We start from the raw sequence: 25259 nt of genomic DNA, 5'->3' as shown, positions 1-25259 counted from the left end.
GCCACGAAGCTTAAAGCAGGCCCACCAACCCCGCAACCGGAGCAGAAAAACACTGGTTGCGGGGAGAAAACGATTAACCGCGGTCGACGGCGCGGTTGCGCAGGGCGCGGGCGAGGCGGTCGCGCTGCTCGGTGACCGTACGGCGCAGGCCGCCGGCCAGGTCGCGGGAGAGGAACTCGTCAGCGCGGGCGAGGTTTTCCTGGCTGACATCCCAGCGCGGGAACAACCCGGTCACCGTGGTCAGGGCAATCTCATTGGACTGCGCGGACCAGATCTTTTCCGCCACGTCGAAGAACTCAGCGCTCGGCAGGAGCTCGTCGGAGCCGACAAAGGTCAGGCCGGCTAGTTTCGATTCCAAGTCGCGGTTACCCAACTCACCAGCGACGATCTCGTCCCATACTGCGCGCTTGTTGTCCTCGGTGTTTACGGCAGCCAACGCCTTAAGCGAGGCCTGGTAGCCCGTCGCGGTGTTATCGCGCTTGAGTTCCTCAGCCACAGCCGTCATGGCGGCGCCGGCGTGCTCGGGGCCGGTGACGTCGGCAAGCGAGCCATCAGCAATGAGCGCGGTGATGGCCTTCCAGCGCAAGCCCGCATCCGAGGAGTTCTCAAGAAGGTCTTGGAAGAAGGCGCGGGAGGCGTCGTGAAGCTTGATGCCGGCCAGCGCCTGAGTGAAGACGATTGCGCGCTCGGCGTCGTCGGAGCGGGCGCCTGCCAGGAGGGCGTCGGCAAGCTGCGTGTCCTCCTTCGCCCACTCTGGGTCGGCATAGGTGGACTGGGCAGTTGCCGCCTGGGTAAGAATGCGCTCGAGCACGGCGAGCTCGGTCTCGGCCTCCGCACCGCGGGCCACGAGTGCGACGAAATCGCGGGCGCGCATCGAGCCCGCGCGGGACATCTCCCACGCGGTGGACCAGCACAGAGTGCGGGCCATGGGGTCTTCGAACTTCTCGATATTCTCCAACAAGAACTGCAAAGAACCCGCATCCAGATCGATGAGGCAGTAGGTCAGGTCATCGTCGTTGGGAAGGACGAAGGGGACGTCGGTAAGCGCGCGGCCCACAAGCTCCGGAATCTCGGTGGAGGCGCCGTCGATGTCCATCTCGATGCGTTCAGTGCGAACCACCTTCTCACCCTGCAGGGCGTAGAGGCCGACAGCGACGCGGTGGGTACGCAGAGTTTCACCGCGCTGGGTGAGGTGGGCCTGGGTGATGGTGCCGGAGTCGTCTGTCTCCAACGCCACGCCCAGCGTGTTCACGCCCGTGGTCTTGAGCCACTGCTGCGCCCAGAAGGACAGGTCACGCCCTGAAGCTTCTTCCAAGTGACGCAACAGATCCCCGAACGTGGCATTCGACCACTGGTGTTCCTGGAAGTGGCGGCGCACGCCGGCGAAGAAGTTCTCGCGGCCCACATAGGCCTGCAGCTGCTTGAGCACCGATGCACCCTTGGCGTAGGTAATACCGTCAAAGTTCTGCTCCACGGTCTCAATATCGGAGGCATCCGTGGAAATCGGGTGCGTGGTGGGCAGCTGGTCCTGCTGGTAGGCCCAAGCCTTCTCTACGTTGGCGAAGGTTACCCACGCGGTGTCGTACTGAGTTTCCTCCGCCTGGGAAATCGCCGCTGACCAGGTAGCAAAAGACTCGTTGAGCCACAAATCATCCCACCACTGCATGGTCACTAAATCGCCGAACCACATGTGGGCCAGCTCGTGGAGAATGGTGTCCGCACGGCGCTCGTACTTATAGTGCGAGGCCTGAGACGTAAAGACGTACTCGTCACGAATTGTCACGCAGCCGGCGTTCTCCATGGCACCGGCGTTGAACTCCGGTACGAAAATCTGGTCATACTTGCCAAAGGGGTAGGCAAAGCCGAAGTTACGGTGGTAGAAATCAAAGCCCTGCTTGGTCTCCGTGAACAGGCGCTCGGCGTCGAGCGACTCCAACAGCGACGGGCGGCAGTAAATCCCCAGCGGCACCTCCACGGACTTAGCAGGCGAACCCTCCGGATGCTCCGCCAACGTGCCGGTCCACGTATCCGTCACGCCCACGTACGGGCCCGCGCACAGCGCAATCAGATACGTAGACAGCGGGTAGTCCACCGCAGCGCGCACAGTATTGCCTGAACGCGTGATGGGGGAGTTCGTAATCACCGTCCAGTGCTCCGGGACCTCGAACGCCAGCGAGTACGTAGCCTTCAAATCCGGCTGGTCAAAGCAGGCGAAGACGCGTTTGGCGTCGGCGGTCTCGAACTGGGTGTAGAGGTAGGCCTCACCATCGACCGGGTCGACGAAGCGGTGCAGGCCTTCACCGGTGCGGGAGTAGCGGATCTTCGCCACGACCTTGAGCTCATACTCCGCCACCTGCAGCCCCGAGAGCGGGATGCCATACGTCGGGTCATAAGCACTGGTGGGCAGGGGAGCGCCGTTGAGGCGGACCTCGAGAAGCTCGTCGCCGCGCAGGTCAATGAAGGTCGAGCCGGCCTTCGTCACGCGGAACTTGACCACGGTCGTGGAGGTGAAAAACTCCTCCCCGGTGAGGTCGAGTGCGACGTCGTAGTGGCTTACCTCCAGCATGTCGGAACGCTGCTGGGCTTCCTCGCGGGTGAGGTTAATCGAGGTCATGTACGTTACTCCTCTTTCTCGGTACCTTAAGTCTCTGCACCAGCGTAGTCACACGCCTAGGGTGGGGTGCTACAGACTACACAAGCAAAGGAGATTTACCGTGGCTCAATCCGTCACGTTCTGGTTCGACTGCTCCTGCCCCTTCGCGTGGCTGACCTCGCGCTGGATTAAGGAAGTGGAGAAGGTCCGCGATATCGAGGTGACCTTCGAACCAATGTCCCTGTCCGTGCTCAACAAGGGCCGCGACCTGGATCCGGAGTACATGAAGATGATGGAGGCCAACTGGGGCCCTGCCCGCGTAGCGGCCAAGATTGCCGTGGAGGCCCCGGACAAGGTCGATGCCTTCTACACTGCGATGGGCACCCGCATTCACACGGAGGGCCAGGGCGGCAAGCAGGGTTACGGTGCTTATGACGACATCATCACGCAGGCGCTTGACGACGCCTCCCTCCCCGCCGACTTCGCCTCGGTGGCCAACACCGAGGAGATGGATGAGAAGCTGACCGAGTTCCACAACCGCGGCATTTCCGAGGTCGGCGACGAGGTGGGCACCCCGGTGGTGAAGTTCGGCGATACCGCCTTCTTCGGTCCAGTCATCACGCGCGTTCCCACCGGTGAGGAAGCCGGCGAGCTTTTCGACGCCTCCGTGCGCCTCGCCCAGTTCCCTTACTTCTTCGAGCTCAAGCGTTCCCGCACGGAAGCCCCGCAGGTCTAGCGAGTTTGATTCTGCATCGCTGCTACGACGACGCAGACTAGGACGATAGGGGTGAGTACGAAAGCGGGCAGTCCGGCAATGTTGATGATTGGGAGGGAGGCCTGCGCTTGAAACTCCTCCCACTCGGCGACTACCCACGTGGCCCATGAAGCGCCTGCGAGGAGTGCCAGCACACCAGCGGTGATCCCAGCCGCACGGTGTGGCTTCTGGGCTATCCACCACGCGCCCACCCCGAGGTGAGCCGCGGTCATCACGATCGCCATGACCAGGGGCCGGAGGAAGCTGCTTTCCGTGAAGAAACCTGCGGCGAACAAACCGGCGCCGATGAGAAAAGCCACGAGGTATAGGGCGGCGACGCGTCTGGTCATGGGCATGAAAAACTCCTCTTGTGCGTGAGTAGCCCCGAGCGTATCAAACGCACGTTATTAATTAATGGCAGGGCTCAGCGGACAGTCGTCCTGCCCGCTAAGATGTGGGGCATGCGCGTTTATCTAGGAGCAGACCACGCAGGTTTCGAGATGAAGAACATCATCGCTGAACACCTGGAGAAGCAGGGCCACGACGTCATTGACTGCGGTGCCCATGAGTACGACGCCGAGGATGACTACCCGGCATTCTGCATCGAGGCCGCCCTGCGGACCGTCAACGATCCGGGCTCGCTCGGCATCGTGCTCGGCGGCTCCGGCAACGGCGAACAGATCGCCGCGAACAAGGTGAAGGGCGCGCGCTGCGCCCTGGCTTGGTCCCCCGAAACCGCCCGCCTAGCCCGCGAGCACAATAATGCCCAGCTCATCGGCATCGGTGGTCGCATGCACTCCGAGGAGGAGGCGCTGGCTATCGTGGATGCCTTCCTGGATCAGGAATGGTCCCGTGCCGAGCGCCACCAGCGCCGCATCGACATTCTTGCCGAGTACGAGCGCACCAACATTCCGCCGGAGCTTCCGGAGGCTTAGTAGTTCATCTCCTTGGGGTGAGTGCCGCCGCGGCCCTCTTCCCCGAGGTCGAGATCGGTAATCGCAGCCATCTCGGACTCATCCAGCTTGAAACCGAAGACATCGAAGTTCTGCGCAATGCGCTCCGGATTCTCGGACTTCGGGAACACGATGACGCCATTTTGCAGATGCCAGCGGATAATCACCTGAGCGGGGGAAACGCCGTATTTTTCGGCAGGCTCGGTGATTTCCGGCTGTTCGAAGAGGTCCGTCTTACCCTGGCCTAGTGGACCCCAAGCCTCAATCTGTACCTTGTGGGCGCGGAAGGCATCGAGCTCGCGCCAGCGCTGCAGGTAGGGGTGCAGCTCCACCTGGTTAACCACGGGGGTCTCATCAGTCTTAGTTTCCAGCTGGTCCAGGTGCTCGAGTTCGAAGTTGGAGACACCTATGGACTTGGCCTTGCCGGCCTTCTTCAGCTCGATAAGCTGCTTCCACGCGTCGACGTAGGTGCCATTGTCCGGGCAGGGCCAGTGGATGAGGTAGAGGTCCACATAGTCTAGTCCCAACTTGTCCAGGGATTCATCGAGTGCAGCGGCGGCATCAGTCTGGCGGTCATTCCACAGCTTCGTGGTGATGAATAGCTCTTCGCGCGGGATGCCGGACTTGGCGATCGCGCGGCCCACACCTTCCTCGTTGCCGTAGATGGCGGCGGTATCGATGTGGCGGTAGCCCACCTTGAGGGCTTCGAGGACCAGCTCTTCGGTTTTGTCGGGATCTACCTTGAAGACTCCGTAGCCAAGCTGGGGGATAGCGTTGCCGTCGTTGAGTTCAATATTGGGTACTGTCATGCGGCCCACTCTACGCAGAGTGCGACCATCCTTGCAGAAAAGATACAAGGGGAGGACCGCACAACAAAATGTCCCTTAAGCACCCTTTTGACCCTAAAGCCAACCCCTCGGCCCTCAAGGCCTAAAACGTAAAAACCCCTCGGAGCTGCAACTCCATAAGTGAGGGGCCGCATCGGCAGAAAGGAATCTAAACACGATGCAGGGACATGATATCACTCCGGCGTTGCCTCACGAAACCACGGAGCGCGACCCCTGCGAAAAAGGTCCTACTCCAGGCCGTCGTCCTAAGGCGACTAAGCGGCATCCATAAAGAGTTCACGGACAGTATCTGCGGCAGCAGGAGGAAATCGTTAGCCTCCTCATGGAGCTCGGGCGCACTGACCTACTTGAGTCCGCCGTCGTCAGGGAGGATGCGGACGCAATCGCCAAGAAAGTTCTCGAGGACTGGCAGATTACTGGCGACCTCCGGCCGGGTAGGAGATACGCGAGGCCTCCAGTAGCCGCAAGTCGGTCAGCCCGAAACGTAGTAAGGACGCCCGCGCCACGGTAGGCAGGCTAGTTCAGTCTGCATGGAGTACACGATGGCAGACTTTGACTTTGAGGTGAGCGGCTAGCTACCACTCCAGCTACCATGCCCCTCAGTACAGGCCGGTACAAAGTTAGCCACACTCCCTGTTTTCGCAGGTAGTGAGGCTGCTTTACTTGGAGGGAATGACGGGAATCGAACCCGCGTCTTCAGCTTGGAAGGCTGAGGTATTAGCCACTATACGACATTCCCACGACCAATCAGCCTCGGAACTAGAAGCCCGAGCGTTGGCGTGCGGACTACTTTAGCGCACGATGGCTCTGAAGTGAAAACGGGAACTAGATGAGGGTAAAAGCCGTTAGTTTGAGTAGGTACGCAATCTGAACAACACAGTGTTCGACTCATAGATGAAAGTGGTGCTTTCGTGAGCTCCTTATTGCTCCTTGTTCTCATCGCCGGTGGTGGCGTGTGGTTCCTGTCTTCCCGTAACGGAAAGAAGCAGCAGGAGCTGCGAGAATCCCAGCGTTTTGAGGACGCGATGGCGGATGCGCGCCGCTGGACCGAGCGCCTTGGCGGTCAGGTGATGAACCTCAGCGGCACGGATACTGCCTCTCAGCAAGCCATGGCGGATGCGTCCGAGCGATTCACCGCAGCAAACTCCGCGATTTCCCGGGCCACCACGGTCAAGCAGGCGCACCTGGCGCGTGAGTCCGCGCTGGAAGGCCTGTACTACGTGGCAGCCGCGCGCGAGATTATGGGCATGGATCCGGGTCCCGAGTTGCCGCCGCTGGAGGGCCAGCGCCAAGCCGGCAAGGTGACGGAGACCCGCACGGTGGAGGCGAACGGTGAGATGCTGACGGCGTCGCCAAGCGCATCGGCACAAACCCCGAACTACTACCCGGGTGGTGTCGTAGCAGGACGTCCGGTTCCAGCCGGCTGGTACTCGCGCCCGTGGTGGGCTGATGCGTTATCCACCGGCGTGTGGATGGTGGGCTACTCCATGATGTTCAATGCGATGTTCGCGGGTATGTCCGGCGTCGGCTACTCCGCAGCCGCGGCTGAAAGCGGCGACTGGGGTGGCGGCATGGACAGCGTTGGTGAAATGGATCCCGTTGGCATGGACGAGGCCGGCGATATGGGTGCCGGCGATGTCGGGGGAGGCGATGAAGGAGGGTTCTTCGATGGCCTCTTTGGCGGCGACGGAGGCGATGGCGGAATGTTTGATTTCGACTTCGACTTTTAAGCTGGGGAGTATCCCCTGACATGCATAAACGTGATTAAGGTAGGGCCGGTGTTGGGATAGTCAAGCGGCTATCGGTACACTAGCCCCAGTATGAAGCGCAGCTGCGCGCGGATCTTCCGGGCGCAGAGGCTTTCCATACGGGGCGTGGCGCAGCTTGGTAGCGCACCTGCTTTGGGAGCAGGGGGTCGCAGGTTCAAATCCTGTCGCCCCGACGTATGGGGGCCTGGACACTCATCCAGGCCCCCAAATTTCATCTTTAGACGATCACAATCAGGAGAGTTTCTCGTGAAGACCACCGTAGACAAGCTGAGCGATACGCGCGTCAAGCTCACCGTCAACGTTCCGTTCGCTGAGCTGGACAAGGAAATCGCACAGGCCTACGCGGCGATCGCGCAGCAGGTTTCCATCCCCGGCTTCCGTAAGGGCAAGGCTCCGCGCCAGCTTATCGACGCCCGCTTCGGCCGCGGCCCTATCCTCGAGCAGGTCGTTAATGACATGTTGCCGTCTCGCTACGAGCAGGCCGTTGAAGAAAACGAGCTCAAGGTTATTGGCCAGCCGGAGGTTGACATTGCCAAGCTGGAGGACAATGACTTCGTCGAGTTCACCGCTGAGGTAGACGTGCGCCCGGAGTTTGAGGTTCCGGACTTCTCCAAGATTTCCGTCAAGGTTCCGGCGCTCGAGATCGGTGATGAGGACGTCGACAAGGCACTCGAGGACCTGGCTTCCCGCTTCGGTGAACTCAAGGACACCAAGCGCAAGATGAAGACCGGTGACTTCGCTGTCATCGACATCACCACTGAGGTGGATGGCGCCAAGCTGGAGGAAGCATCCCACGAGGGCATGACCTACCGCATCGGTGATGACAACCTCATCAAGGGCCTCGACACCGCTCTGCGCGGCATGAAGACCGATGAGGACAACGAGTTCACCACCACCATCCAGTCCGGTGAGCACGAGGGCGAAGAGGCCACCGTGAAGGTCCACGTCCAGCAGACCAAGGAGCGCAAGCTTCCGGAGCTCGACGACGAGTTCGCTCAGATGGCCTCCGAGTTCGACACTATCGACGAACTGCGCGAAGACACCAAGACCCGCGTTGAGGAAACCAAGAAGTCCGAGCAGGCTGCCAACATCCGCGATGAGGTCCTCAAGGCCGCTCTCGACGAGGTTTCCTTCGAGCTGCCGAAGTCCATCGTTGACGAGCAGGTTCACGCTCAGCTGCACCAGGTCATGGGCCAGATGGCTCACGACGAGAAGGCACTGGCACAGTTGCTTGAGGCTCAGGGCACCACTCGCGAAGAGTTCGATGCTGATGCTCGCAAGTCCGCTGAGGAATCCGTCCGCACCCAGCTCTTCTTGGACGCACTGGCTGAGGTTGAGGAGCCGGAGGTATCCCAGCAGGAGCTGACCGACCACATCCTGTTCACCGCGCAGTCTTACGGCATGGACCCGAACCAGTTCATCCAGCAGCTGCAGTCCAGCAACCAGCTGGGCAACCTGTTCTCTGACGTTCGCCGTGGCAAGGCCCTGGCAATGGCCATCTGCCGTGCCGAGGTCACCGATGAAGAGGGCAACAAGGTTGACGTTGACCAGTACTTCGGTGAAATCGAAGAAGAGGACGCTGCAGAAGCTTCCGAGGAGAAGTAATCTCCCGCTTGTAACGCGCTGCTGCCACATGTGTGGTGGCGAGCGCGCATGAAACCCCGGATTCAGGTAACTCAAGGATGAGCCTGAATCCGGGGTTTGTGTCATTGTGAACGCCCTCTAGGAGTCTTTGAGTACTTCGTAGAGGGCGTGATGTGTGTTGGCGGGGGATACCGCTAGCCGTTCTTGGCTCTAACGGCCTCGTCGGTTAGCTGCAGGAAGCGCATAACGTAATCCTTGACAAAGTCTGCGGTACGTTGATTGAGATGTCCGGACTCTTCGAAAAGGGTGGGGGATTGGCCCAGAAATACTTCGGGCTGACCAGGGAGCGGCGTATCGAAGTAGGACAGAGCGAGGCGAAGGTTCTTCTGTGAACTGTAGCCGCCCATGCGGCCTACAGAGTGGCTAATGATACCTGCGGGAAGGTTCTTCCACGCCACATCTGAGTTGGGTTTAGAGCCGATGTCCACTGCGTTTTTGAGGCAGGCGGGGATAGTGCGGTTGTTCTCTGGCGTAATGAAGAGGATCCCGCTCGAGTTCTTGATGGTCTCGCGAAAGGTGGTGTACTCAGCCGGAGTGGGCTTGTCCGTGACGGCGGGGTCATCGTAGTCGAAGTCATAGAGCGGCAAGTCACGGATTTCCACGATGTTTGCCTCGTAGTCTTCAGGGATCATCGTGAGCACCTCGTGTGCAATCTTGCGTGCAAATGACTCTCGGCGCAGGCTGCCGACGATAACGCTGATACGTGGGGTGGTCATGGTAAACCTTCTTTCTTAGTTGGGTGTAGGGAGACGTGGTCAAGGGAGAAAAGGCTTGCAGCCAAAGGCCGGTGGTGGGCCGGCAGCGTGGGCGGCGGTGAGGAAGCCATCTACTTTGTCTCCTTCTTCATGGCGGAAGTACAGTTCGATGAGTCCTAGAAGCCCCCCGAGGACTGCTTCTCGTGCGGCGGATGTATTCAACAGCCGCATGGCTGCGGGTTGGTTTCCTTCGCGGATGGCTTCAAACAGCGCGATGGTCTCAAGCCAGCTTCCTTGGTCCGGTCGCGGAAAAGGTTTAGAAATCCCAGTCATCATCACTCGTTTCTTCAGCAGTACCAATGACATAGGAGGAACCAGATCCGGAGAAGAAGTCATGGTTCTCATCTGCTCCGGGGGCTAGGGCCGCGAGGATTTCTGGGTTCACTTCCGTTTCTTCGGGCGGGAAATAATCCGGGTAGCCCAAATTCATGAGTGCCTTATTGGCGTTATAGCGAACGAACACGGCTACATCATCCATGAGTCCCAAAGGCTCATATAGCTCGCCGGAATAGTCCAGCTCTAGTGCATAAAGCTCTTCGAGCAAAGAAATGGTGAAATCATGCATCTCCTTCTGCCGTAGCGGGGTCGTGGATTCCAGACCGCGCTGATACTTGTAGCCCGAGTAGTAGCCGTGCACTGCCTTGTCACGCAGAATGAGGCGAATCATGTCTGCCGTATTTGTCAGGGTGGCGTGGACAGAAAAGTGCAAGGGAAGATAGAAACCCGCGTAGAGAAGCAGCGAGGAAAGCAGCGTCGATGACACCTTGCGTTTGAGTGGATCCGGCCCAAAATAGTGCGCGAGAACTTTCTTGGCGCGTGCCTGGAGAAGGTCGTTATTCACCGCCCAGCGGTATGCTTCATCAATTTCCTTTGTACTGCTCAGGGTCGAAAACACAGAAGAGTATGAACGGGCATGGACTGACTGCATGAAGGCGATGTTGGTATACACGGCCTCCTCGTGTTCGGTGCGGGCATCTTGAATCTGACAGATTTCACCCACGGTGGCCTGGACAGTATCCAGGGTGGTGAGTCCCGTGAACACCCGCATGGTGAGGTTGCGTTCCTCGGGTGTCATCTTCTGCCACGCCGGGAGATCATTAGAAAGCGGGACCTTCTCTGGCAACCAAAAGTTGGCGGTGAGACGGTTCCACACTTCAAGATCCTTGTCATCGCTCACCCGGTTCCAATTGATGGCGCGGATGCGGGCTGAAGGATCATGCCGGTAGCTCGGCGGAGTAACTGAAATGCTGGTTAGTTCAGCACTATTCGATGTTGAAGACATAGCTTCTTTCTTTCTGAGTGAATGGTTGTGGACAAGGGGGGAGGACCGTGCTCCTACAAAGCACAGGAGACGCAGCCTTCGACCTCGGTTCCTTGGAGCGCGGATTGGCGTAAACGGATGTAGTAGAGGGTCTTGATTCCGGCTTTCCAGGCATAGATTTGTGCCTTGTTGATGTCCCGCGTTGTGGTATCAGCGGTAAAGAACAAGGTCAGGGAAAGCCCTTGGTCCACGTGTTGGGTGGCCATGGCGTAGGTGTCGATGATTTTTTCGTATCCCACGGCGTAGGAGTCATCGAAATACTCCAGGTTGTCGTTGGTCATTTCCGGTGCGGGGTAGTACACGCGCCCCAAGCGGCCTTCCTTGCGTATTTCAATTTTGGAGGCAATTGGGTGGATGGACGCGGTGGAGTCATTGATGTAGGAAATTGATCCAGTGGGTGGAACTGCCTGCAAGTAGGCGTTGTAGATGCCGTCTCGCATCACTTGATTCTTGAGCCGTAGCCAATCCTCGCGTTGAGGGATCTGCACGCCTGCTTCATGGAAGAGCTGTTTTACGTGTTCAGTGGCTGGCGCCCAGTCTTGGTCGATGTATTTGTCAAAGTAGGCGCCAGTGGCATAGGTGGATTCTTCGAAGCCTGTGAATCGTTGACCTTTTTCAACCGCGAGTGCATGGGATGCGCGGAGCGCATGGTAGGTCACCGTGAGGAAATAGATATTTGTAAAGTCCAGTGCCTCGGCGCAGCCATAAGGAATACGCTGTGAAGCAAGAAAGCCGTGGAGATTCATTTGGCCCAGACCAATGGCATGCATGGAAGCATTTCCGTGAGCGATGGAGGGAACAGCTTCGATGTTCGTCAGGTCTGAAACCTTCGTGAGGGCACGCACCGCGGTTTCGACGGTCTCCCCGAAGTCCGGCGATTCAAAAGCCTTCGCAATGTTAAGCGAACCTAGATTGCAGGAAATATCCTGGCCAACGGTGGTGTAGTCACCCGAAGCTCCGTAGGTCGATGGCGTGTTGACCTGGAGGATTTCGCTACACAGGTTGGACATATTGATATGTCCTTTGAGGGGATTAGCGCGGTTGACCGTATCTTCAAAGAGGATGTAGGGGTATCCGGATTCAAACTGAAGCTCAGCCAGCGTGGTGAAAAACTCGCGGGCCTTAATGGTCGTGTGAGAGATTCGCGGATTGGCAACCAGCTCGTCGTAGTACTCGGTGATGGACATGTCAGACATGGCTACGCCGTACTCGCGAGCGATGTCATACGGGCTAAAAAGATGCATATCCTTGTTCTCTTTGGCCAGCCGGAAGGTTATATCTGGAATAACAACCCCCAGCGAAAGAGTCTTGATGCGGACTTTCTCATCGGCATTTTCCCGCTTGGTATCCAGGAAGCGAAGAATATCTGGATGGTGCGCATGCAGGTAGACGGCTCCAGCGCCCTGCCGGGCACCCAATTGGTTGGCATAGCTGAAGCTATCTTCGAGAATCTTCATGACTGGGACTACGCCGGAAGCCTGGTTCTCAATCTTTTTGATCGGGGCTCCGGATTCGCGCAGATTGCTCAGCAACAGGGCCACTCCACCACCGCGCTTTGATAGTTGCAGTGCAGAGTTCACGCAGCGGCCAATGCTCTCCAAGTTGTCTTCGATTCGCAGGAGGAAGCAGGAGACCATTTCGCCGCGCTGGGCTTTGCCTGCGTTGAGAAAAGTAGGGGTGGCGGGCTGGAAGCGTCCGGTCATGATGTCATCCACCAGCTTTTCTGCGAGCTCTTCGTCACCCTGTGCAAGGTATAAAGCTGTGGTGGCGACGCGTTCTTCGTAGCCTTCTAGGAATCGGGAGCCATCAAAGGTTTTCAGTGCATATGAAGTGAAGAACTTAAATGCGCCGAGGAAGGTGCGGAACTGGTGCTTAGCTCGATGAGCTCTGTCGTACATGGCGCACAGAAAGGCGTCATCATAAAGCTCAAGGAAATCCCGCTCGTAGTACTCGTTATCAACCAACCATTCCAAGCGTTGCTTGGTGGAATCGAACTGATGCATGCGGGGAGCGACATGGTGCGTGACATAGTCTTGTGCTGCCTGAATGTCCTTGTCAAACTGGATTTTTCCAGAAGCGTCGAACAAGTTCAGCTGCGCGTTGAGTGCGTGGTAGCTCTTGCGCTTGCCGACACCGCCGGCATTGTCTGCTGAAGCGGTGCGGGGCGTAGCGCCAATAGTCTGTGTGGGGGTGGCATCAAGAGGCCACATTGTGTTTTCCAATCTGTGTGATGCGGATGTGTTCTTCATCTTGTGGGGGGATTAATGGGGTGTCATCGTTAGTTGCTTTTGCTGCTCCCAAAACTTCTGAAGGCCCTGCTTTACGGCGGCGATGTCCTTCTGGGTGCCGAGAAGCTCGAAGTGATACAGCTCCGGTACGTGGCACTTGGCGGAAATGATGCGTCCGGCGACGCAGTAAGCACTTCCGAAGTTGGTATTCCCCGAGGTAATAACGCCCCGGATAAAGGAGCGGTTGATTGGGTCATTGAGGAAGTCGATGACCTGTTTGGGGACTGCGCGTTTGAGCGAGCCGCCGCCGTAGGTGGGAACGATGAGTACGTACGGGTGTGAAACCTGGATCATCCCGGTTTTCTTGGGGCGCAGTGGAATGCGCACCGCGGGTCTATCTAAGCGTTCGACGAATCTTTTCGTGTTTTCTGAAACGCTGGAAAAGTACACCAAATCTGGTGAGTCTGACATGGCAATCCTGCTCATCCTGGCCTTAGCCATAAGTGGGTTAGGTGATATTCGAAAAGACTAACTACGCAATGCCGTAGTTGCAACTACGGTCTAACGTAGTTTTGAAAAGGGCAGGTGAGAGCAGGATTAATGCAAAGGGGAAGGTCTAAAGGTTGTGGTGTGCTACAAACACTGCGTCGGTAGCTGGGCGTCCAAGTACTACCCACTGAGTGCTGCCGGCCACCTGTATTTCGAGAGAATCTGAAAAGGGCGCTCCCTCGCGCGTGCTAAGAACAGCCCCAGTGACAATGCCGCGCTCCTCAAGGAACTTCAGCAGTTGTGGGTCGGAATCAGAAATGCGTTCCACGGTCACCTGCGATTGTGCACCGCTGTCGGTGAGGCGATGCGCACTGGGGATTGTGATCTGTCCATCAACCGTAGGGATAGGATCGCCGTGCGGATCCCTAGTGGGGTAATCAAGGAACTTATCCACACGTTCTATGAGCATGTCAGACACCGCGTGTTCGAGATTTTCGGCTTCATTATGGACTTCGTCCCACGTGTAGCCCAATGCTTGAACCAAAAAAGACTCAAGCAATCGGTGACGGCGCACCATGACCAATGCGTACTGCCTGCCAAGTTCGGTTAACTCCACAGAGCCATAGGGCGTGTGTGACACGAGCCCTTGCTTCGCCATTTTGCGCACTGCATCAGAGACCGAGGAGAGCTTGAGTCCCAGCTGTTTCGCTATAAGTGTGGCGGTAACGGGCTCGGACGACCATTCCTTTAGCCCCCAGATAGCTTTCAAATAGTTCTGGGTACTGGTGGACAGCTCGGAAACAGACATGAGTAAATGTTAACCCAGCTTCCGTGTGCGCCTTTGGCGCTGTGCCCCAACGCTCATAGCGAACAGAGGCCAAGTTTGAGAGGAATGCCGGTAAGGTGGGGCCAGTTAAAGCATTCTTCACTTGAAGGAGAACCACTAATGTCTGAGAAGATTTCAATGAACTCGTCGTCTACGGGTATGAATCTGAGCGATAGCGTGTACGAGCGCCTGTTGCGCGAGCGCATTATCTTCCTGGGAACCCAGGTCGATGATGAGATTGCGAACAAGCTTTGCGCCCAGATCCTCCTGCTGTCTGCCGAGGACCCCACTCGCGACATTTCGCTTTACATCAACTCTCCGGGTGGCTCTGTCACTGCGGGCATGGCCATTTACGACACGATGAAGTACTCGCCGTGCGATATTGCCACGTACGGCATGGGCCTGGCTGCCTCTATGGGTCAGTTCCTTCTCTCCGGCGGCACCAAGGGCAAGCGCTACGCTCTGCCGCACGCGCGCATCATGATGCACCAGCCTTCCGCTGGTGTCGGTGGTACCGCAGCTGACATCGCCATCCAGGCTGAGCAGTTCGCGCAGACCAAGCGTGAGATGGCTGAGCTCATCGCTGAGCACACCGGCCAGACCTTTGAGCAGATCACCAAGGACTCTGACCGTGACCGCTGGTTCACCGCCCAGCAGGCCAAGGAGTACGGAATCGTCGACCACGTCATCGAGTCCGTCAACGGTCCTATCAGCAACTAGGGAACAAGGAGCCTTATTACAATGTCTAACCTTCAGATGCCTTCTTCCCGCTACGTTCTGCCAGAGTTTATTGAGCAGAACGCGCAGGGATCCAAGACCACCAACCCGTACTCCAAGCTGTTTGAGGAGCGCATCATCTTCCTAGGCACCCAGGTCGATGACACCTCCGCTAACGACATCATGGCGCAGCTGCTGGTGCTGGAGTCTCAGGACCCAGACCGCGATATCACGATGTACATCAACTCCCCGGGTGGATCCTTCACCGCGCTGATGGCCATCTATGACACCATGCGCTACGTGCGCCCGGACGTGCAGACCGTGTGCCTGGGCCAGGCCGCCTCCGCCGCAGCCGTCCTGCTGGCTGCCGGTGCCCCGGGTAAGCGCGCAGCACTTCCGAACTCTCGCGTGCTTATCCACCAGCCGCGCACGCAGGGCACCCAGGGCCAAGTCTCTGATCTTGAGATTGAGGCCAACGAGATTGAGCGTATGCGCCGCCTCATGGAGGAGACCCTGGCCGAGCACACCGGCCGCACCGCTGAGCAGATTCGCATCGATACTGACCGTGACAAGATTCTCACCGCCCAGGAAGCAGTGGAGTACGGTCTCATCGATACCGTCTTTGATTACCGCAAGCTCAACGCCTAGGTAAGTTGCGTGTAGGCGCGATGCCCCGCCTCCGGATTTGTTCCGGGGCGGGGCTTGCTTTCGTCGTAGAGCGGCTTAGCCCTCATAAACTGGCAAGATGACGATGTGGCCATAGCGCTTGTCGACGTCCCAGGAGAGGTTTCGCACGGAGTCGCGCGAGGTGACGTCGACAAGCAGGGCGTCTGCGTCGAGATCGGTCGCGGCCTGGTCTTGAAGGTCGAACCTGGAGTTGCTCCTGAACGGTTGGGGCGGATGTGTCCGAGCTTCAGCCTAGGAGGCTAGCGCCAGTGGTATGGCTAGCGCCGGTGGTGTGGAGGGCCTTGCTGACGCCGATGTCGGTGAAGGGGCGGACAGCAGAAGTAAACGAGCAAGCAGCTCTGTCTATGTTGATTAAAGACTGTTTTAAATTCAATGGCGCGCCACTCAGTGGGGAATGAAGCTCATGGGTGAGTGGTTTACTAGAGTGGAATGAAGACCGCGGGGGCTGCGGTAGAATCGCCCCACTAACACCCTCAGAGAAAAGAGTCGAAAGGCGTTCATGGCACGTATGCAAGAAAGTGCTGACCTGCTCAAGTGCTCCTTCTGCGGAAAGAGTCAAAAGCAGGTAAAGAAGCTTATCGCCGGCGGCGGCGTCTACATTTGTGACGAATGCATTGAGCTCTGCAACGAGATTATTGAGGAGGAGCTCGGCGCAGCTCAGGCCGAGGCGGATGAAGAGAAGGAGATGCGCCTGCCGCGTCCTTCGGAGATTTCGGCCTTCCTAGATAAGTACGTCATCGGTCAAGATCAGGCCAAGCGCGTGCTGTCGGTGGCGGTGTACAACCACTACAAGCGCATCAAGGCAGAAGAAGCCGCGGGCTTGGAGAGTCGCCGCAAGAAGGCACAGGAAGAGGACGTGGAGATTGCCAAGTCCAACATCCTCATGCTGGGCCCCACTGGCTCCGGTAAGACCTACCTGGCGCAGACCCTAGCCCGGCTTCTCGACGTCCCCTTCGCCATCGCCGATGCCACCAGCCTGACAGAGGCCGGCTACGTGGGCGAGGATGTGGAGAATATCCTGCTCAAGCTACTCCAGGCAGCCGACTTTGATGTTGAGCGTGCACAGCACGGCATCATCTACGTGGATGAGGTGGACAAGATCTCCCGCAAGTCGGAGAACCCGTCAATCACTCGTGACGTCTCCGGTGAAGGTGTGCAGCAGGCGTTGCTGAAGATTCTTGAGGGAACCGTGGCGGCCATCCCGCCGCAGGGCGGGCGCAAGCACCCGAACCAGGAGTTCATCCAGCTGGATACCTCTAACATCCTGTTCATTGTTGCTGGCGCCTTTGCTGGTTTGGACAAGGTGATTTCGGAGCGTGTGGGCAAGAAGGGCGTGGGCTTCGGCGCCAAGCTGGAAACCAAGGATGAAAAAGAGTCCGTGGACTTCTTCTCCCAGGTGCGCCCCGAGGACTTGGTGAAGTTTGGCCTGATTCCGGAGTTTATTGGCCGTCTTCCGGTTGTGGCGACGGTAGACAACTTGGACCGTGAGTCCCTAGTCAAGGTCCTCGTCGAGCCGAAGAATTCCTTGGTCAAGCAGTACCAGCGCCTGTTCAGCATGGACGGCGCGGAGTTGCACTTCGAGGATGAAGCGCTCGATGCCATCGCTGAGTTGGCACTGGAGCGTAAGACCGGTGCGCGTGGCCTGCGCGCCATCATGGAGGAGCTGCTTGTTCCGGTGATGTATGACCTGCCGGACCGCGAGGATATTGCCAGCGTCCATATCACCGAAGCCTGCGTGAAGGGCGAAGGCGAGCCGGAGTTCGTCTACTCGGACGAAGCGAAGGAATCCGCTTAAACCGGCTGTAGATTTATGGCTGGGTGGTGCTGGAAAGCGTCGCTCGGCCATTTTTGTGGCTCAAATCAGAGTGGATGAGAGGAATCGACCATGGAGCTACGTGACGAACAATCACTGCAGGTGGCCAAGCTTTACTATCGCGGAGGACTGAGCCAAAGCGAGGTGGCTGCTGAGATGGGGTTGTCCCGGCCAACCGTTGCCAAGCTCTTGCAACATGCCAAAACCCGCGGATACGTCACGGTGGAAATCCATGATCCCCGTGAGGACGGCGATGAACTTGGCCAACGTCTAATGGAGCGTTATGGGCTTGAGGATGTTCGTCTCGTCTTTAGTCCTCGTGGTGATGAAGACACGCTTACAGAGGGCTTGGGGCGCGTCGGGGCCAAGATGCTCCATGAACTTGTCCATGACGGTATGAGTGTGGGAATTTCCTGGGGGAATACCATGCACTCAGTGGCGCGGCATATGCAGCCAAAAAGCGTGGCTGGAGTCGAGATTGTACAGCTCAAAGGCGGACATTCGCACTCTATCCGCGTGACGAATGACATGGACACGCTCAAGCGCATTAGTGCGGCGTTTGGAGCCGAGACTCTAAGTCTGCCTCTGCCGGTTATTTTCGACTCTGCGGAAGCAAAAGAAATCGTCGAAAAAGATAGACACATTTCTTCCATTTTGAATGCAGGGCGCCACGCTGATCTTGCTGTTTTCACTGTGGGAGCTGTCTCACGCGATAGCCTGTTGATGAACCTTGGGTACCTCAGTGAAGAGGAGATCCATGTGCTTGAACGCCAGGCCGTTGGTGACGCCTGCTCGCGTTTTTACACGGCCGATGGGGAGGTGGCCTCGCCAGCTATAGATGCGCGCACTATCGGCATTTCACTCTCAGAACTAAAGGCGATTCCGCAACGCTTCTTGGTAGCCGGTGGGCTTCAAAAGATGGCAGCCATCGATACCGCGCTGCGTATGAAGTTGGCGACGCATGTCGTCATCGACAAAGAAACAGCGAACCGATTGCTTCAGCTTTAGGAGAAAACAAAACAAAAGAGCCCCTCGTGCTGAGAGGCTCTCCTTGGCGCGGGTTAAAGAACCATGGGGGCGACGATGACGCCCACAATGGCGGCGTTGAGCATATTGGTTAAGAAACCACCGAACAGGGCTTTAGGCCCGAGTTTCGCAATCTCGCCGCGGCGCTCTGGTACAAGGCCGCCGATTGATCCAATCTGAATGCCGATGGAGGAGATGTTGGCAAAGCCAGCCAGGGCGAAGGAAGAGAGCATGATGGCTTTGTCGCTGAGCTGGTCGATGTTTTCACCAAACGCGGTGTAGCCAACGAACTCATTGAGGATTGTCTTTTGGCCAATGAAGTTGCCGACCTGCATAACGTCGTCCCACGGGACGCCGATAAGCCATGCCACCGGCGCGAAGAGGAGACCAAAGAGGCCTTCGAGAGACCAATTGTCTTGACCGAAGATGGAACCTACGCCGCCGAGGATGGCGGAAAGCATAGCGATCATGGCGATAAAGGCAATGAGGAGGCAGGCCACTGAAATGGCAATCTTGCCACCGGCCATGGCACCGCTACTGATGGCATCGATGATGTTCTTGGAATCGTTATCGCGCACGTCCTTGACCGTGGCATCTAGATTAGATTCCTCGGTCTCCGGCATGAGGCCCTTGGCGATAAGAAGGGAACCGGGGGCGTTCATCAAGGATGCGGCCAGAAGATACTCCAACGGTGCGCCCAATAGGGAATAACCAATGAGCGTGGAGCCGGCGACCGAGGCGAAGCCGCCGACCATACAGGTGTAGAGCTCCGAACGAGTGAGCTTGGGCAGGTACGGCTTGATGACGAGAGGGGCCTCCGACTGGCCGAGGAAAATAACTGTCGTGGCCCAGACAGACTCCACCTTGGATGTGCCCATAAGCCATTTAATGCCCGAACCGACGTACTCGACGAAGTACTGGATAACCCGGAGATAGTAGAGCGCAGCAATAATTGCGCCCAAAAAGATGACTACAGGAAGAACATTGAGCGCGAAAATGAAGTCTTCACCGAGTAATCCACCGAATACGAAGGACGTGCCTTCGTTCGTGAAATCAGTGAGCTTGGTGAGACCGTGGGAGACCGCTTCGAGAGCTTTGAACCCGGGCTCCCATGCCAGCACTAGGTAGCAGAAGACAATCTGTAGGGCGAGGCCCACACCGATCGTGCGCCACTTTATGTTTTTGCGGGAACTGGAAAGAACGTAAATGACCGCAAGGATCGCGAGGATTCCTAAAAGACCTTGTAGGCGTTCCATGTTTATCAGACCATTCTCTTAGAGGGCCTCGGGGCCAAAGGAGTGGGGAAGGATTTCACTGAAGTCGAAGCTGCGGGGTGCACCATCGACGGAAACGATGACTCGTTCGCAATTGAACTCGCGCAGCACCTGGCGGCAGGCGCCACACGGATAGCACGGTTCAGCCTTGAGGCCAACGATGGCAACAGCGCGAATTACGGGCAGATTGGGCAAGTGGCCGTCATCAGCGGTGGCATCTCCTGACGTAATCATGTGAGCGGCGGCGTTGCGCTCAGCGCAGATACCAAGGGGGCTGGAGGCATTTTCGACGTTGGAGCCGGTGATGACCCGGCCATCGTCGAGAAGCAGGGCGGCACCGACCGGGAATGAGGAATACGGTGCCCATGCGTGGTGTGCTGCTTCCCTCGCCGTCTCCAAAAGCTCAACGTCTGTTGGCGTTTTTGTCGCATCCATAGCGATGGGTCCTTTCTTGCGGTGCGGGAGGAGGCGTGTTCCAGCGCTTCAGGAACAAAAATAAAACTCCTCATTGACATCTGTTCTATTAGCGATAATAATGGGCTGTGTTGCGATGCACAAGCCCGAAATTCAAGTGAGGTAAAGCACAGCGGGCTGCATTCCGCATCCCGGAGTAGGTAGGCCAAGAGTGAAGGAGTTGTCGTGGCCGAGAAATTTGATGCAGTCGACGTTATCCGTACCAAACGTGACAAGGGGGTGCTGAGCCCTGCCGAGATTGATTGGGTTATTGACGCCTACACGCGTGGAGTGGTGGGCGATGAGCAGATGGCCGCACTTAATATGGCCATTTTCCTCAATGGCATGAACTGTGAAGAGATTTCGCGCTGGACCCAGGCCATGATCGCGTCCGGTGAAACGATGAGCTTCGATTCTTTGTCGAAGAAAACCGCCGATAAGCACTCCACCGGAGGCGTCGGTGACAAAATCACCCTACCGCTCGCACCGCTCGTTGCGGCTTTCGGTGTCGCCGTACCTCAGCTGTCTGGACGCGGCCTCGGACACACGGGAGGAACGCTGGACAAGCTGGAAGCAATTCCAGGGTGGCAAGCCGATGTGAGTAATGAGCGCATGATGGAAATCCTGGAGGATCCAGGTTGCATCATCTGTGCTGCCGGTGCTGGCTTGGCTCCAGCAGATAAAAAGATTTACGCATTGCGTGACATCACCTCCACGGTGGAAGCTATCCCGCTGATTGCCTCCTCCATCATGTCCAAGAAAATCGCGGAAGGTACGTCTTCGTTGGTGCTCGACGTTAAGGTCGGTTCCGGTGCATTCATGAAGAACCAGGAACAGGCTCGCGAGTTGGCGCAAACGATGGTTGATTTGGGCAAGGACGCTGGCACGAAGACGACTGCTTTGCTGACTGATATGTCGACCCCTCTGGGGCGCAAGGTAGGCAATGCCCTTGAGGTTGAGGAATCTGTGGAGGTGCTCGCCGGTGGCGGTCCGGCGGACGTCGTCGAACTCACCGTTGCTCTGGCTCGCGAGATGCTCGAGGCGGCCGGCGTTCACGACGCCGACGTTGAGGCAGCCCTCAAGGACGGCCGTGCTATGGACAAGTGGAAGCAAATGATTAAGGCGCAGGGCGGCGACCCAGATGCCGCTCTGCCGGTGGCGAGCCACACCCACGATGTCATCGCAGAATCCGATGGCTACCTGACCGAACTAGATGCTCTCGCCGTCGGCGTGAGCTCGTGGCGCCTGGGTGCCGGTCGTGCTCGAAAGGAAGATCCGGTACAGGCCACCGCTGGTATTGAACTGCATGCCACGAAGGGCGAGAAGGTGACCAAGGGGCAGAAGCTGTTTACTCTGCACACGGAAACCCCAGATCGCTTCGAGCGCTCCTTGGAGGTTCTCAACAGCGGTTTTCAGATCACCAATGAACCGCTGTCTGAAGAGCGCACGATCATTCTTGACCGAATCAGCTAACACACATTCACCGACATTTAGGAGACATTATGACTTCTCGCACTGACGTTGCCCAGATGATTGATCACACCCTGCTTAAACCGGAAGCGACCCCGGACCAGGTGGCCGCTTTGGCCAAGGAAGCGGGAGAACTGGGCACCTATTCAATTTGCGTATCGCCGAACCAACTGCCTGTTGAGGTGCCGGCGGGCGTACACGTAGCCACCGTCGTTGGCTTTCCTTCCGGTGCTGTGAAGACCGAGGTTAAGGCAGCTGAGACTGCACGTGCAGTGAAAGACGGTGCCGAAGAGATTGACATGGTAGTCAATCTTTCCCAGGTCAAGTCCCATGACTACGCCGCGGTGGAGGCCGACATCAAGGCCGTGCGCGATGCTGCACCGGCTCCAGTCATCGTGAAGGTCATCATTGAATCTGCTGCGCTTGACGATGAAGAAATCGTCGCCACGTGCCAAGCCGCCGAGCGCGCAGGCGCCGATTTTGTCAAAACCTCGACTGGCTTCCACCCGGCTGGTGGTGCTTCGGTCCATGCCGTGAAGCTTATGGCAGACACCGTCGAGGGCCGCCTCGGTGTAAAGGCCTCGGGTGGAATCCGTGATGCTGAGGCCGCCCAGGCCATGATTGATGCTGGCGCAACGCGCTTGGGTCTGTCTTCCTCTGCAGCCGTGCTCGAAGGATTCGAGGCTTAAAATGACATCCATACTGGAGACCGCTCGGCAGTGGGCCGACCACGACCCAGACCCGGCAACGCGCGCAGAGGTAGAGTCCCTTATCGAGGCACAGGATGAGGAAACGCTCCGCACTCTGTTTGCAGGCCCGCTGTCTTTCGGCACTGCTGGTCTGCGCGGCACAATCGGTCCGGGTGAGTCGCAGATGAACCGCGCTGTCGTTATCCGGACGACAGCGGGGTTGATGGACGTGCTGAAAAAGCACGTGGACGTGCCGAAAGTTGTGGTCGGCTGCGACGCTCGTCATGGATCTGCTGCTTTCCATCGCGATGTTGCTGATGTGGTTGCCGCTGCGGGTGGACATGTATTGGTTCTCCCTACGCAGAATCCCACTCCGCTCACCGCATTCACAGTTCGGGAACTAGGAGCTGATGCCGGGGTTATGGTCACGGCCTCACACAACCCGCCTCAGGACAATGGTTACAAGGTGTACTTGGGAGGTCGGGTAGTTGAAGGTGATGGTCAAGGCGTGCAAATCGTGCCGCCGTTCGATTCTGAGATCGCCGCCGCAATTGCTGCAGCTCCCCCGGCTGACCAAGTGCCCCGTGATGCAGCCAACGGCCCAGGGAAAGTAGAAGAGGTTGATACCCGCGAGCGTTACTTATCGCGCATTCAAGAGCGAGCAGGTGAAGGGCCGCGAGATCTTCGCATCACTCTCACCCCGATGCACGGCGTGGGAGGCGACCTAGCACTCAACGCTTTGGAAGCAGTCGGGTTCACTGAAGTTGAACTGGTGGCGGAGCAAGCGCAGCCGGATCCCGATTTCCCCACCGTAACTTTTCCCAACCCCGAAGAGCCAGGTGCGCTTGACTGTGCCTTTGCAGCAGCTCAGAAAACACGAAGTGACATCATCTTGGCTCTGGACCCTGATGCAGATCGCTGTGCTGTCGCCATTCCTACTGACAGCGGGTGGCGTCAGCTCACCGGTGATGAAACCGGTGCTCTGTTGGGTGACTACTTGGCTCGCGACGGCGGTGTGTTGGCCAACTCGGTGGTATCCAGCCGCTTCCTCGGGCGCATTGCACAGGCACGCGGCGCCCAGTGGCGCACGACGCTCACTGGGTTTAAATGGATTGCGCGCACACCTAACCTGACCTTTGGTTACGAGGAAGCCATCGGGTACTGCTGCGACCCCGAAGCCGTTGCGGACAAGGACGGTATTTCGGCCGCGGTGACCGTCGCGTGCTTGGCAGCCGAGTTGAAGTCTGCAGGCAAGGACCTGCAAGATCGACTCAATGAGCTCGCCGCTGAATTAGGCACGTACAAGACGAAGCCATTGACCTTCCGCTTCGACGACATCACGCAGATTGCTCCTACCTTGGAGAAAATCCTGCAATCCCCGCCGGAATCGCTGGCCGGTTCGCCCGTGATGCGTGCGAGCGATATGTCGAAGGGCTACCAAGGCCTGGACCCGACCCCCGGATTGGTCCTGGAAACCGAGGCTAACGACCGCGTCATTATCCGCCCCTCGGGTACGGAGCCGAAACTCAAGTGTTACCTCGAGGTGGTGCGCGAAGGAGTTGTCGATTGGGCAGACGCCGAAGAACGCTTGGACCGCATCGCTGCGGAACTGAAGCAAGAGTTGGGCCTGTAACCAACACTTGCCACGTACTACCTGCCAAATCAGGTGGCATTATTCAAAAGGCATCTTCACTCCTGAAGATGCCTTTTGTGCTGTTCATATGGCGTTTTTACTCGTGAAAACGCTTTCTAGCAGATGCCATACTCGTGTCGATGCGTTGGCTTTGTACCGAGGAGTGTCCTGGGACGCAGAGCAATATAGGCCCACCGTGTGGTGATGGGGCGTGAAGCTGGTGTAAGGGGCAAAGGAACCAGATAAGTGGGACCTTTTGGCAGTGGCGCGTGATCGTGAGCTGGGCTTTTGTTGAGCTCGGCGCGCAGATGGTTCCTGTACTTTGGTTCCTTTGCTCGTGCGGTGCCGGGGGCAAGGGAGCTCGCGCGGAGTCGGAAAAGAGACCCGGGCGAATACTGTGCGGTTAGAGCGGGGAACCGAGGGGCGGCTATGGAGCCGTAAGGAGGGCAGGTTACCCGTAGAGGCTCGTGGATGCGCCGCCCTCGTCCTCAGTGGAGTACACATCCAAGGGCGCTGACTCGGCCTCAAGTTCGGTCTCGTTCTGGGTGAGGTAAGACTCAAAACCGATGTCGGGGATATTCGCCGTAAGGAAGGCCAGCACGGCATCGACGGCCATGCGGTGTAGACCCTCCGTGTTGTTGTGGGTATGCATGTCGATGTCGAGCAGATTGCTCATCATCGCGTGATTCGTCACGCGGTACATCGTCAGAGCCGAAATCAGCGTGAAAATGTCATTGGCGGAAATACCCGGGCGGAAAGCACCGGAATCTTGGCCCAGCATGAGGAGTCTGTCGAGGTGGAGGGAGATCTGGGAGACGTCGATAATCGCCTGCGAGGACTCCAGCACACTGTGGGAGGATTCCATCGTCATCATCTTGATGGCCTCCGGGTGCTCCACGTGCTGGCGGAACATCCAGTCAACGAGAGTGCGCACGCCTTCTACAGGCACGGCCGAGTCAACGGCCAGACTGCCCTCCGGTGGGTTCAGGCGTTTGGCGGCGGTGGCTAGGGCCTGCTGGTATAGCCCCTTCTTGTCCCCGAAGTGGTAGTGAATCATGCGCTTGGACATGCCAGAAAGCTTCGACACAGTGTCGAGCTTGGTCTCGGCATAGCCATGGTCAGAGAACTCCGCGATCGCAACATCGATCACGTGCTCAACAGAGCCGGAGTTGACCGATGTGACCTCAGTGTTCATGAATGTTCCGTCCTTGTACGCGTTGAAATGGTGGCTGGTTATGCCCGCTTCCTACTACTATGCCGAAAAACTTTATAGACGGAGTTCAAGTACACCAATCTTGGGTATTTCGGGGGTGAAAT

General features: G+C 57.7%; 23 protein-coding genes and 2 tRNA genes. 12 read left to right on the top strand and 13 right to left on the bottom strand.

Going from position 1 to position 25259, the window contains the following annotated elements; genetic code table 11:
- Positions 1-73 precede the first annotated feature (73 nt).
- The gene (pepN, locus tag I6J26_RS03415; protein WP_115023271.1) at positions 74-2614 is read right to left on the bottom strand and encodes an aminopeptidase N; all 2541 of its coding nucleotides are present in this window, start codon (positions 2612-2614) and stop codon (positions 74-76) included.
- A gap of 100 nt (positions 2615-2714) precedes the next feature.
- Between pepN and I6J26_RS03410 the strand changes: the two genes are divergently transcribed.
- Positions 2715-3329 (top strand): disulfide bond formation protein DsbA, encoded by a 615-nt coding sequence (locus tag I6J26_RS03410; protein ID WP_115023269.1) that lies wholly within the window; start codon positions 2715-2717, stop codon positions 3327-3329.
- Here the strand turns inward: I6J26_RS03410 and I6J26_RS03405 are convergent.
- Complete coding sequence (locus I6J26_RS03405; RefSeq protein WP_181815393.1) at positions 3326-3703, bottom strand: MFS transporter; 378 nt, start codon at positions 3701-3703, stop codon at positions 3326-3328. The genes I6J26_RS03410 and I6J26_RS03405 overlap by 4 nt on opposite strands.
- Before the next feature lie 105 nt (positions 3704-3808).
- Here I6J26_RS03405 and I6J26_RS03400 point away from each other — a divergent pair, with 105 nt between their 5' ends.
- Positions 3809-4282 (top strand): ribose-5-phosphate isomerase, encoded by a 474-nt coding sequence (locus I6J26_RS03400; RefSeq protein ID WP_115023267.1) that lies wholly within the window; start codon positions 3809-3811, stop codon positions 4280-4282.
- Here the strand turns inward: I6J26_RS03400 and I6J26_RS03395 are convergent.
- A complete protein-coding gene (locus I6J26_RS03395) occupies positions 4279-5109 on the bottom strand; it encodes an aldo/keto reductase (protein WP_115023264.1) in 831 nt (276 codons plus the stop codon). The genes I6J26_RS03400 and I6J26_RS03395 overlap by 4 nt on opposite strands.
- A 703-nt stretch (positions 5110-5812) precedes the next feature.
- A tRNA-Gly gene (locus tag I6J26_RS03390) sits at positions 5813-5887 on the bottom strand.
- A 172-nt stretch (positions 5888-6059) separates the two neighbouring features.
- On the opposite strand from I6J26_RS03390, the gene I6J26_RS03385 reads away from it, so the two are divergent.
- The 3 genes from I6J26_RS03385 (at position 6060) to tig (ending at position 8522) form a co-directional block, all read left to right on the top strand.
- On the top strand, positions 6060-6878 hold the full coding sequence (locus I6J26_RS03385; protein ID WP_115023261.1) for a DUF1542 domain-containing protein: 819 nt from the start codon (positions 6060-6062) through the stop codon (positions 6876-6878).
- Positions 6879-7016: 138 nt separating this feature from the next.
- A tRNA-Pro gene (locus I6J26_RS03380) sits at positions 7017-7090 on the top strand.
- A gap of 73 nt (positions 7091-7163) precedes the next feature.
- A complete protein-coding gene (gene tig / locus I6J26_RS03375) occupies positions 7164-8522 on the top strand; it encodes a trigger factor (protein ID WP_181815392.1) in 1359 nt (452 codons plus the stop codon).
- 173 nt (positions 8523-8695) lie between these two features.
- Here the strand turns inward: tig and I6J26_RS03370 are convergent, their stop codons facing one another.
- From I6J26_RS03370 to I6J26_RS03345, 6 genes are all read right to left on the bottom strand, one after another.
- Positions 8696-9277, bottom strand: a complete 582-nt coding sequence (locus I6J26_RS03370; protein WP_115023256.1) for an NADPH-dependent FMN reductase — start codon at positions 9275-9277, stop codon at positions 8696-8698.
- A 39-nt stretch (positions 9278-9316) separates the two neighbouring features.
- Positions 9317-9589, bottom strand: a complete 273-nt coding sequence (locus I6J26_RS03365; protein WP_034655492.1) for a hypothetical protein — start codon at positions 9587-9589, stop codon at positions 9317-9319.
- The gene (nrdF, locus tag I6J26_RS03360; RefSeq protein ID WP_023020918.1) at positions 9573-10598 is read right to left on the bottom strand and encodes a class 1b ribonucleoside-diphosphate reductase subunit beta; all 1026 of its coding nucleotides are present in this window, start codon (positions 10596-10598) and stop codon (positions 9573-9575) included. Before nrdF ends, I6J26_RS03365 begins: the two co-directional genes overlap by 17 nt.
- Positions 10599-10651: 53 nt before the next feature.
- Positions 10652-12847 (bottom strand): class 1b ribonucleoside-diphosphate reductase subunit alpha, encoded by a 2196-nt coding sequence (nrdE, locus tag I6J26_RS03355; RefSeq protein ID WP_115023254.1) that lies wholly within the window; start codon positions 12845-12847, stop codon positions 10652-10654.
- A gap of 51 nt (positions 12848-12898) precedes the next feature.
- Complete coding sequence (gene nrdI / locus I6J26_RS03350; protein ID WP_005324049.1) at positions 12899-13366, bottom strand: class Ib ribonucleoside-diphosphate reductase assembly flavoprotein NrdI; 468 nt, start codon at positions 13364-13366, stop codon at positions 12899-12901.
- A 115-nt stretch (positions 13367-13481) separates the two neighbouring features.
- A complete protein-coding gene (locus tag I6J26_RS03345; protein ID WP_115023252.1) occupies positions 13482-14162 on the bottom strand; it encodes a metal-dependent transcriptional regulator in 681 nt (226 codons plus the stop codon).
- A gap of 138 nt (positions 14163-14300) precedes the next feature.
- Here I6J26_RS03345 and I6J26_RS03340 point away from each other — a divergent pair, with 138 nt between their 5' ends.
- The 4 genes from I6J26_RS03340 (at position 14301) to I6J26_RS03325 (ending at position 18405) form a co-directional block, all read left to right on the top strand.
- Entirely contained in the window at positions 14301-14900 is a 600-nt protein-coding gene (locus tag I6J26_RS03340; protein WP_039676419.1) for an ATP-dependent Clp protease proteolytic subunit, read from the top strand.
- 21 nt (positions 14901-14921) lie between these two features.
- Positions 14922-15545 carry an ATP-dependent Clp protease proteolytic subunit gene (locus I6J26_RS03335; protein WP_039676418.1) on the top strand — a complete coding sequence of 208 codons (624 nt, stop codon included), beginning with the start codon at positions 14922-14924 and terminating at the stop codon, positions 15543-15545.
- 538 nt (positions 15546-16083) lie between these two features.
- The gene (gene clpX / locus I6J26_RS03330) at positions 16084-17379 is read left to right on the top strand and encodes an ATP-dependent Clp protease ATP-binding subunit ClpX (RefSeq protein WP_115023250.1); all 1296 of its coding nucleotides are present in this window, start codon (positions 16084-16086) and stop codon (positions 17377-17379) included.
- 90 nt (positions 17380-17469) lie between these two features.
- The gene (locus I6J26_RS03325; RefSeq protein WP_070669500.1) at positions 17470-18405 is read left to right on the top strand and encodes a sugar-binding transcriptional regulator; all 936 of its coding nucleotides are present in this window, start codon (positions 17470-17472) and stop codon (positions 18403-18405) included.
- A 53-nt stretch (positions 18406-18458) separates the two neighbouring features.
- Here I6J26_RS03325 and I6J26_RS03320 read toward each other — a convergent pair whose 3' ends face one another.
- Both I6J26_RS03320 and I6J26_RS03315 read right to left on the bottom strand, forming a co-directional pair.
- Positions 18459-19679: a NupC/NupG family nucleoside CNT transporter gene (locus I6J26_RS03320; RefSeq protein ID WP_115023248.1), complete on the bottom strand. Its 1221-nt coding sequence runs from the start codon at positions 19677-19679 to the stop codon at positions 18459-18461.
- 18 nt (positions 19680-19697) lie between these two features.
- Entirely contained in the window at positions 19698-20132 is a 435-nt protein-coding gene (locus I6J26_RS03315; protein ID WP_115023246.1) for a cytidine deaminase, read from the bottom strand.
- 204 nt (positions 20133-20336) lie between these two features.
- Here I6J26_RS03315 and I6J26_RS03310 point away from each other — a divergent pair, with 204 nt between their 5' ends.
- From I6J26_RS03310 to I6J26_RS03300, 3 genes are read left to right on the top strand one after another with little or no spacing between them, the layout of a single operon-like run.
- Positions 20337-21623 carry a thymidine phosphorylase gene (locus I6J26_RS03310; protein WP_115023244.1) on the top strand — a complete coding sequence of 429 codons (1287 nt, stop codon included), beginning with the start codon at positions 20337-20339 and terminating at the stop codon, positions 21621-21623.
- A 29-nt stretch (positions 21624-21652) separates the two neighbouring features.
- The gene (deoC, locus tag I6J26_RS03305) at positions 21653-22309 is read left to right on the top strand and encodes a deoxyribose-phosphate aldolase (RefSeq protein ID WP_115023242.1); all 657 of its coding nucleotides are present in this window, start codon (positions 21653-21655) and stop codon (positions 22307-22309) included.
- A 1-nt stretch (position 22310) separates the two neighbouring features.
- Complete coding sequence (locus I6J26_RS03300; protein WP_115023239.1) at positions 22311-23942, top strand: phospho-sugar mutase; 1632 nt, start codon at positions 22311-22313, stop codon at positions 23940-23942.
- Between the two features lie 451 nt (positions 23943-24393).
- Here I6J26_RS03300 and I6J26_RS03295 read toward each other — a convergent pair whose 3' ends face one another.
- Entirely contained in the window at positions 24394-25137 is a 744-nt protein-coding gene (locus I6J26_RS03295) for a TetR/AcrR family transcriptional regulator (protein WP_115023236.1), read from the bottom strand.
- Between the last annotated feature and the right edge of the window lie 122 nt (positions 25138-25259).

Source organism: Corynebacterium minutissimum (assembly GCF_016889765.1).
Classification (GTDB): Bacteria; Actinomycetota; Actinomycetes; order Mycobacteriales; family Mycobacteriaceae; genus Corynebacterium; species Corynebacterium minutissimum_B.
The sequence above is the reverse complement of the archived record's forward strand: the minus strand, read 5'-3'. Positions and strand labels throughout refer to the sequence as shown.

What these genes read in the sequence shown, in the direction of transcription:
- nrdF (WP_023020918.1), bottom strand. Translation starts at nt 10,598, where the DNA reads ATGTCTTCAACATCGAATAGTGCTGAACTAACCAGCATTTCAGTTACT.
- I6J26_RS03395 (WP_115023264.1), bottom strand. Translation starts at nt 5,109, where the DNA reads ATGACAGTACCCAATATTGAACTCAACGACGGCAACGCTATCCCCCAG.
- nrdI (WP_005324049.1), bottom strand. Translation starts at nt 13,366, where the DNA reads ATGGCTAAGGCCAGGATGAGCAGGATTGCCATGTCAGACTCACCAGAT.
- I6J26_RS03345 (WP_115023252.1), bottom strand. Translation starts at nt 14,162, where the DNA reads ATGTCTGTTTCCGAGCTGTCCACCAGTACCCAGAACTATTTGAAAGCT.
- pepN (WP_115023271.1), bottom strand. Translation starts at nt 2,614, where the DNA reads ATGACCTCGATTAACCTCACCCGCGAGGAAGCCCAGCAGCGTTCCGAC.
- I6J26_RS03400 (WP_115023267.1), top strand. Translation starts at nt 3,809, where the DNA reads ATGCGCGTTTATCTAGGAGCAGACCACGCAGGTTTCGAGATGAAGAAC.
- deoC (WP_115023242.1), top strand. Translation starts at nt 21,653, where the DNA reads ATGACTTCTCGCACTGACGTTGCCCAGATGATTGATCACACCCTGCTT.
- clpX (WP_115023250.1), top strand. Translation starts at nt 16,084, where the DNA reads ATGGCACGTATGCAAGAAAGTGCTGACCTGCTCAAGTGCTCCTTCTGC.
- I6J26_RS03405 (WP_181815393.1), bottom strand. Translation starts at nt 3,703, where the DNA reads ATGCCCATGACCAGACGCGTCGCCGCCCTATACCTCGTGGCTTTTCTC.
- I6J26_RS03365 (WP_034655492.1), bottom strand. Translation starts at nt 9,589, where the DNA reads ATGACTGGGATTTCTAAACCTTTTCCGCGACCGGACCAAGGAAGCTGG.
- I6J26_RS03325 (WP_070669500.1), top strand. Translation starts at nt 17,470, where the DNA reads ATGGAGCTACGTGACGAACAATCACTGCAGGTGGCCAAGCTTTACTAT.
- I6J26_RS03295 (WP_115023236.1), bottom strand. Translation starts at nt 25,137, where the DNA reads ATGAACACTGAGGTCACATCGGTCAACTCCGGCTCTGTTGAGCACGTG.
- nrdE (WP_115023254.1), bottom strand. Translation starts at nt 12,847, where the DNA reads ATGTGGCCTCTTGATGCCACCCCCACACAGACTATTGGCGCTACGCCC.
- I6J26_RS03315 (WP_115023246.1), bottom strand. Translation starts at nt 20,132, where the DNA reads ATGGATGCGACAAAAACGCCAACAGACGTTGAGCTTTTGGAGACGGCG.
- I6J26_RS03340 (WP_039676419.1), top strand. Translation starts at nt 14,301, where the DNA reads ATGTCTGAGAAGATTTCAATGAACTCGTCGTCTACGGGTATGAATCTG.
- I6J26_RS03370 (WP_115023256.1), bottom strand. Translation starts at nt 9,277, where the DNA reads ATGACCACCCCACGTATCAGCGTTATCGTCGGCAGCCTGCGCCGAGAG.
- I6J26_RS03335 (WP_039676418.1), top strand. Translation starts at nt 14,922, where the DNA reads ATGTCTAACCTTCAGATGCCTTCTTCCCGCTACGTTCTGCCAGAGTTT.
- I6J26_RS03320 (WP_115023248.1), bottom strand. Translation starts at nt 19,679, where the DNA reads ATGGAACGCCTACAAGGTCTTTTAGGAATCCTCGCGATCCTTGCGGTC.
- I6J26_RS03300 (WP_115023239.1), top strand. Translation starts at nt 22,311, where the DNA reads ATGACATCCATACTGGAGACCGCTCGGCAGTGGGCCGACCACGACCCA.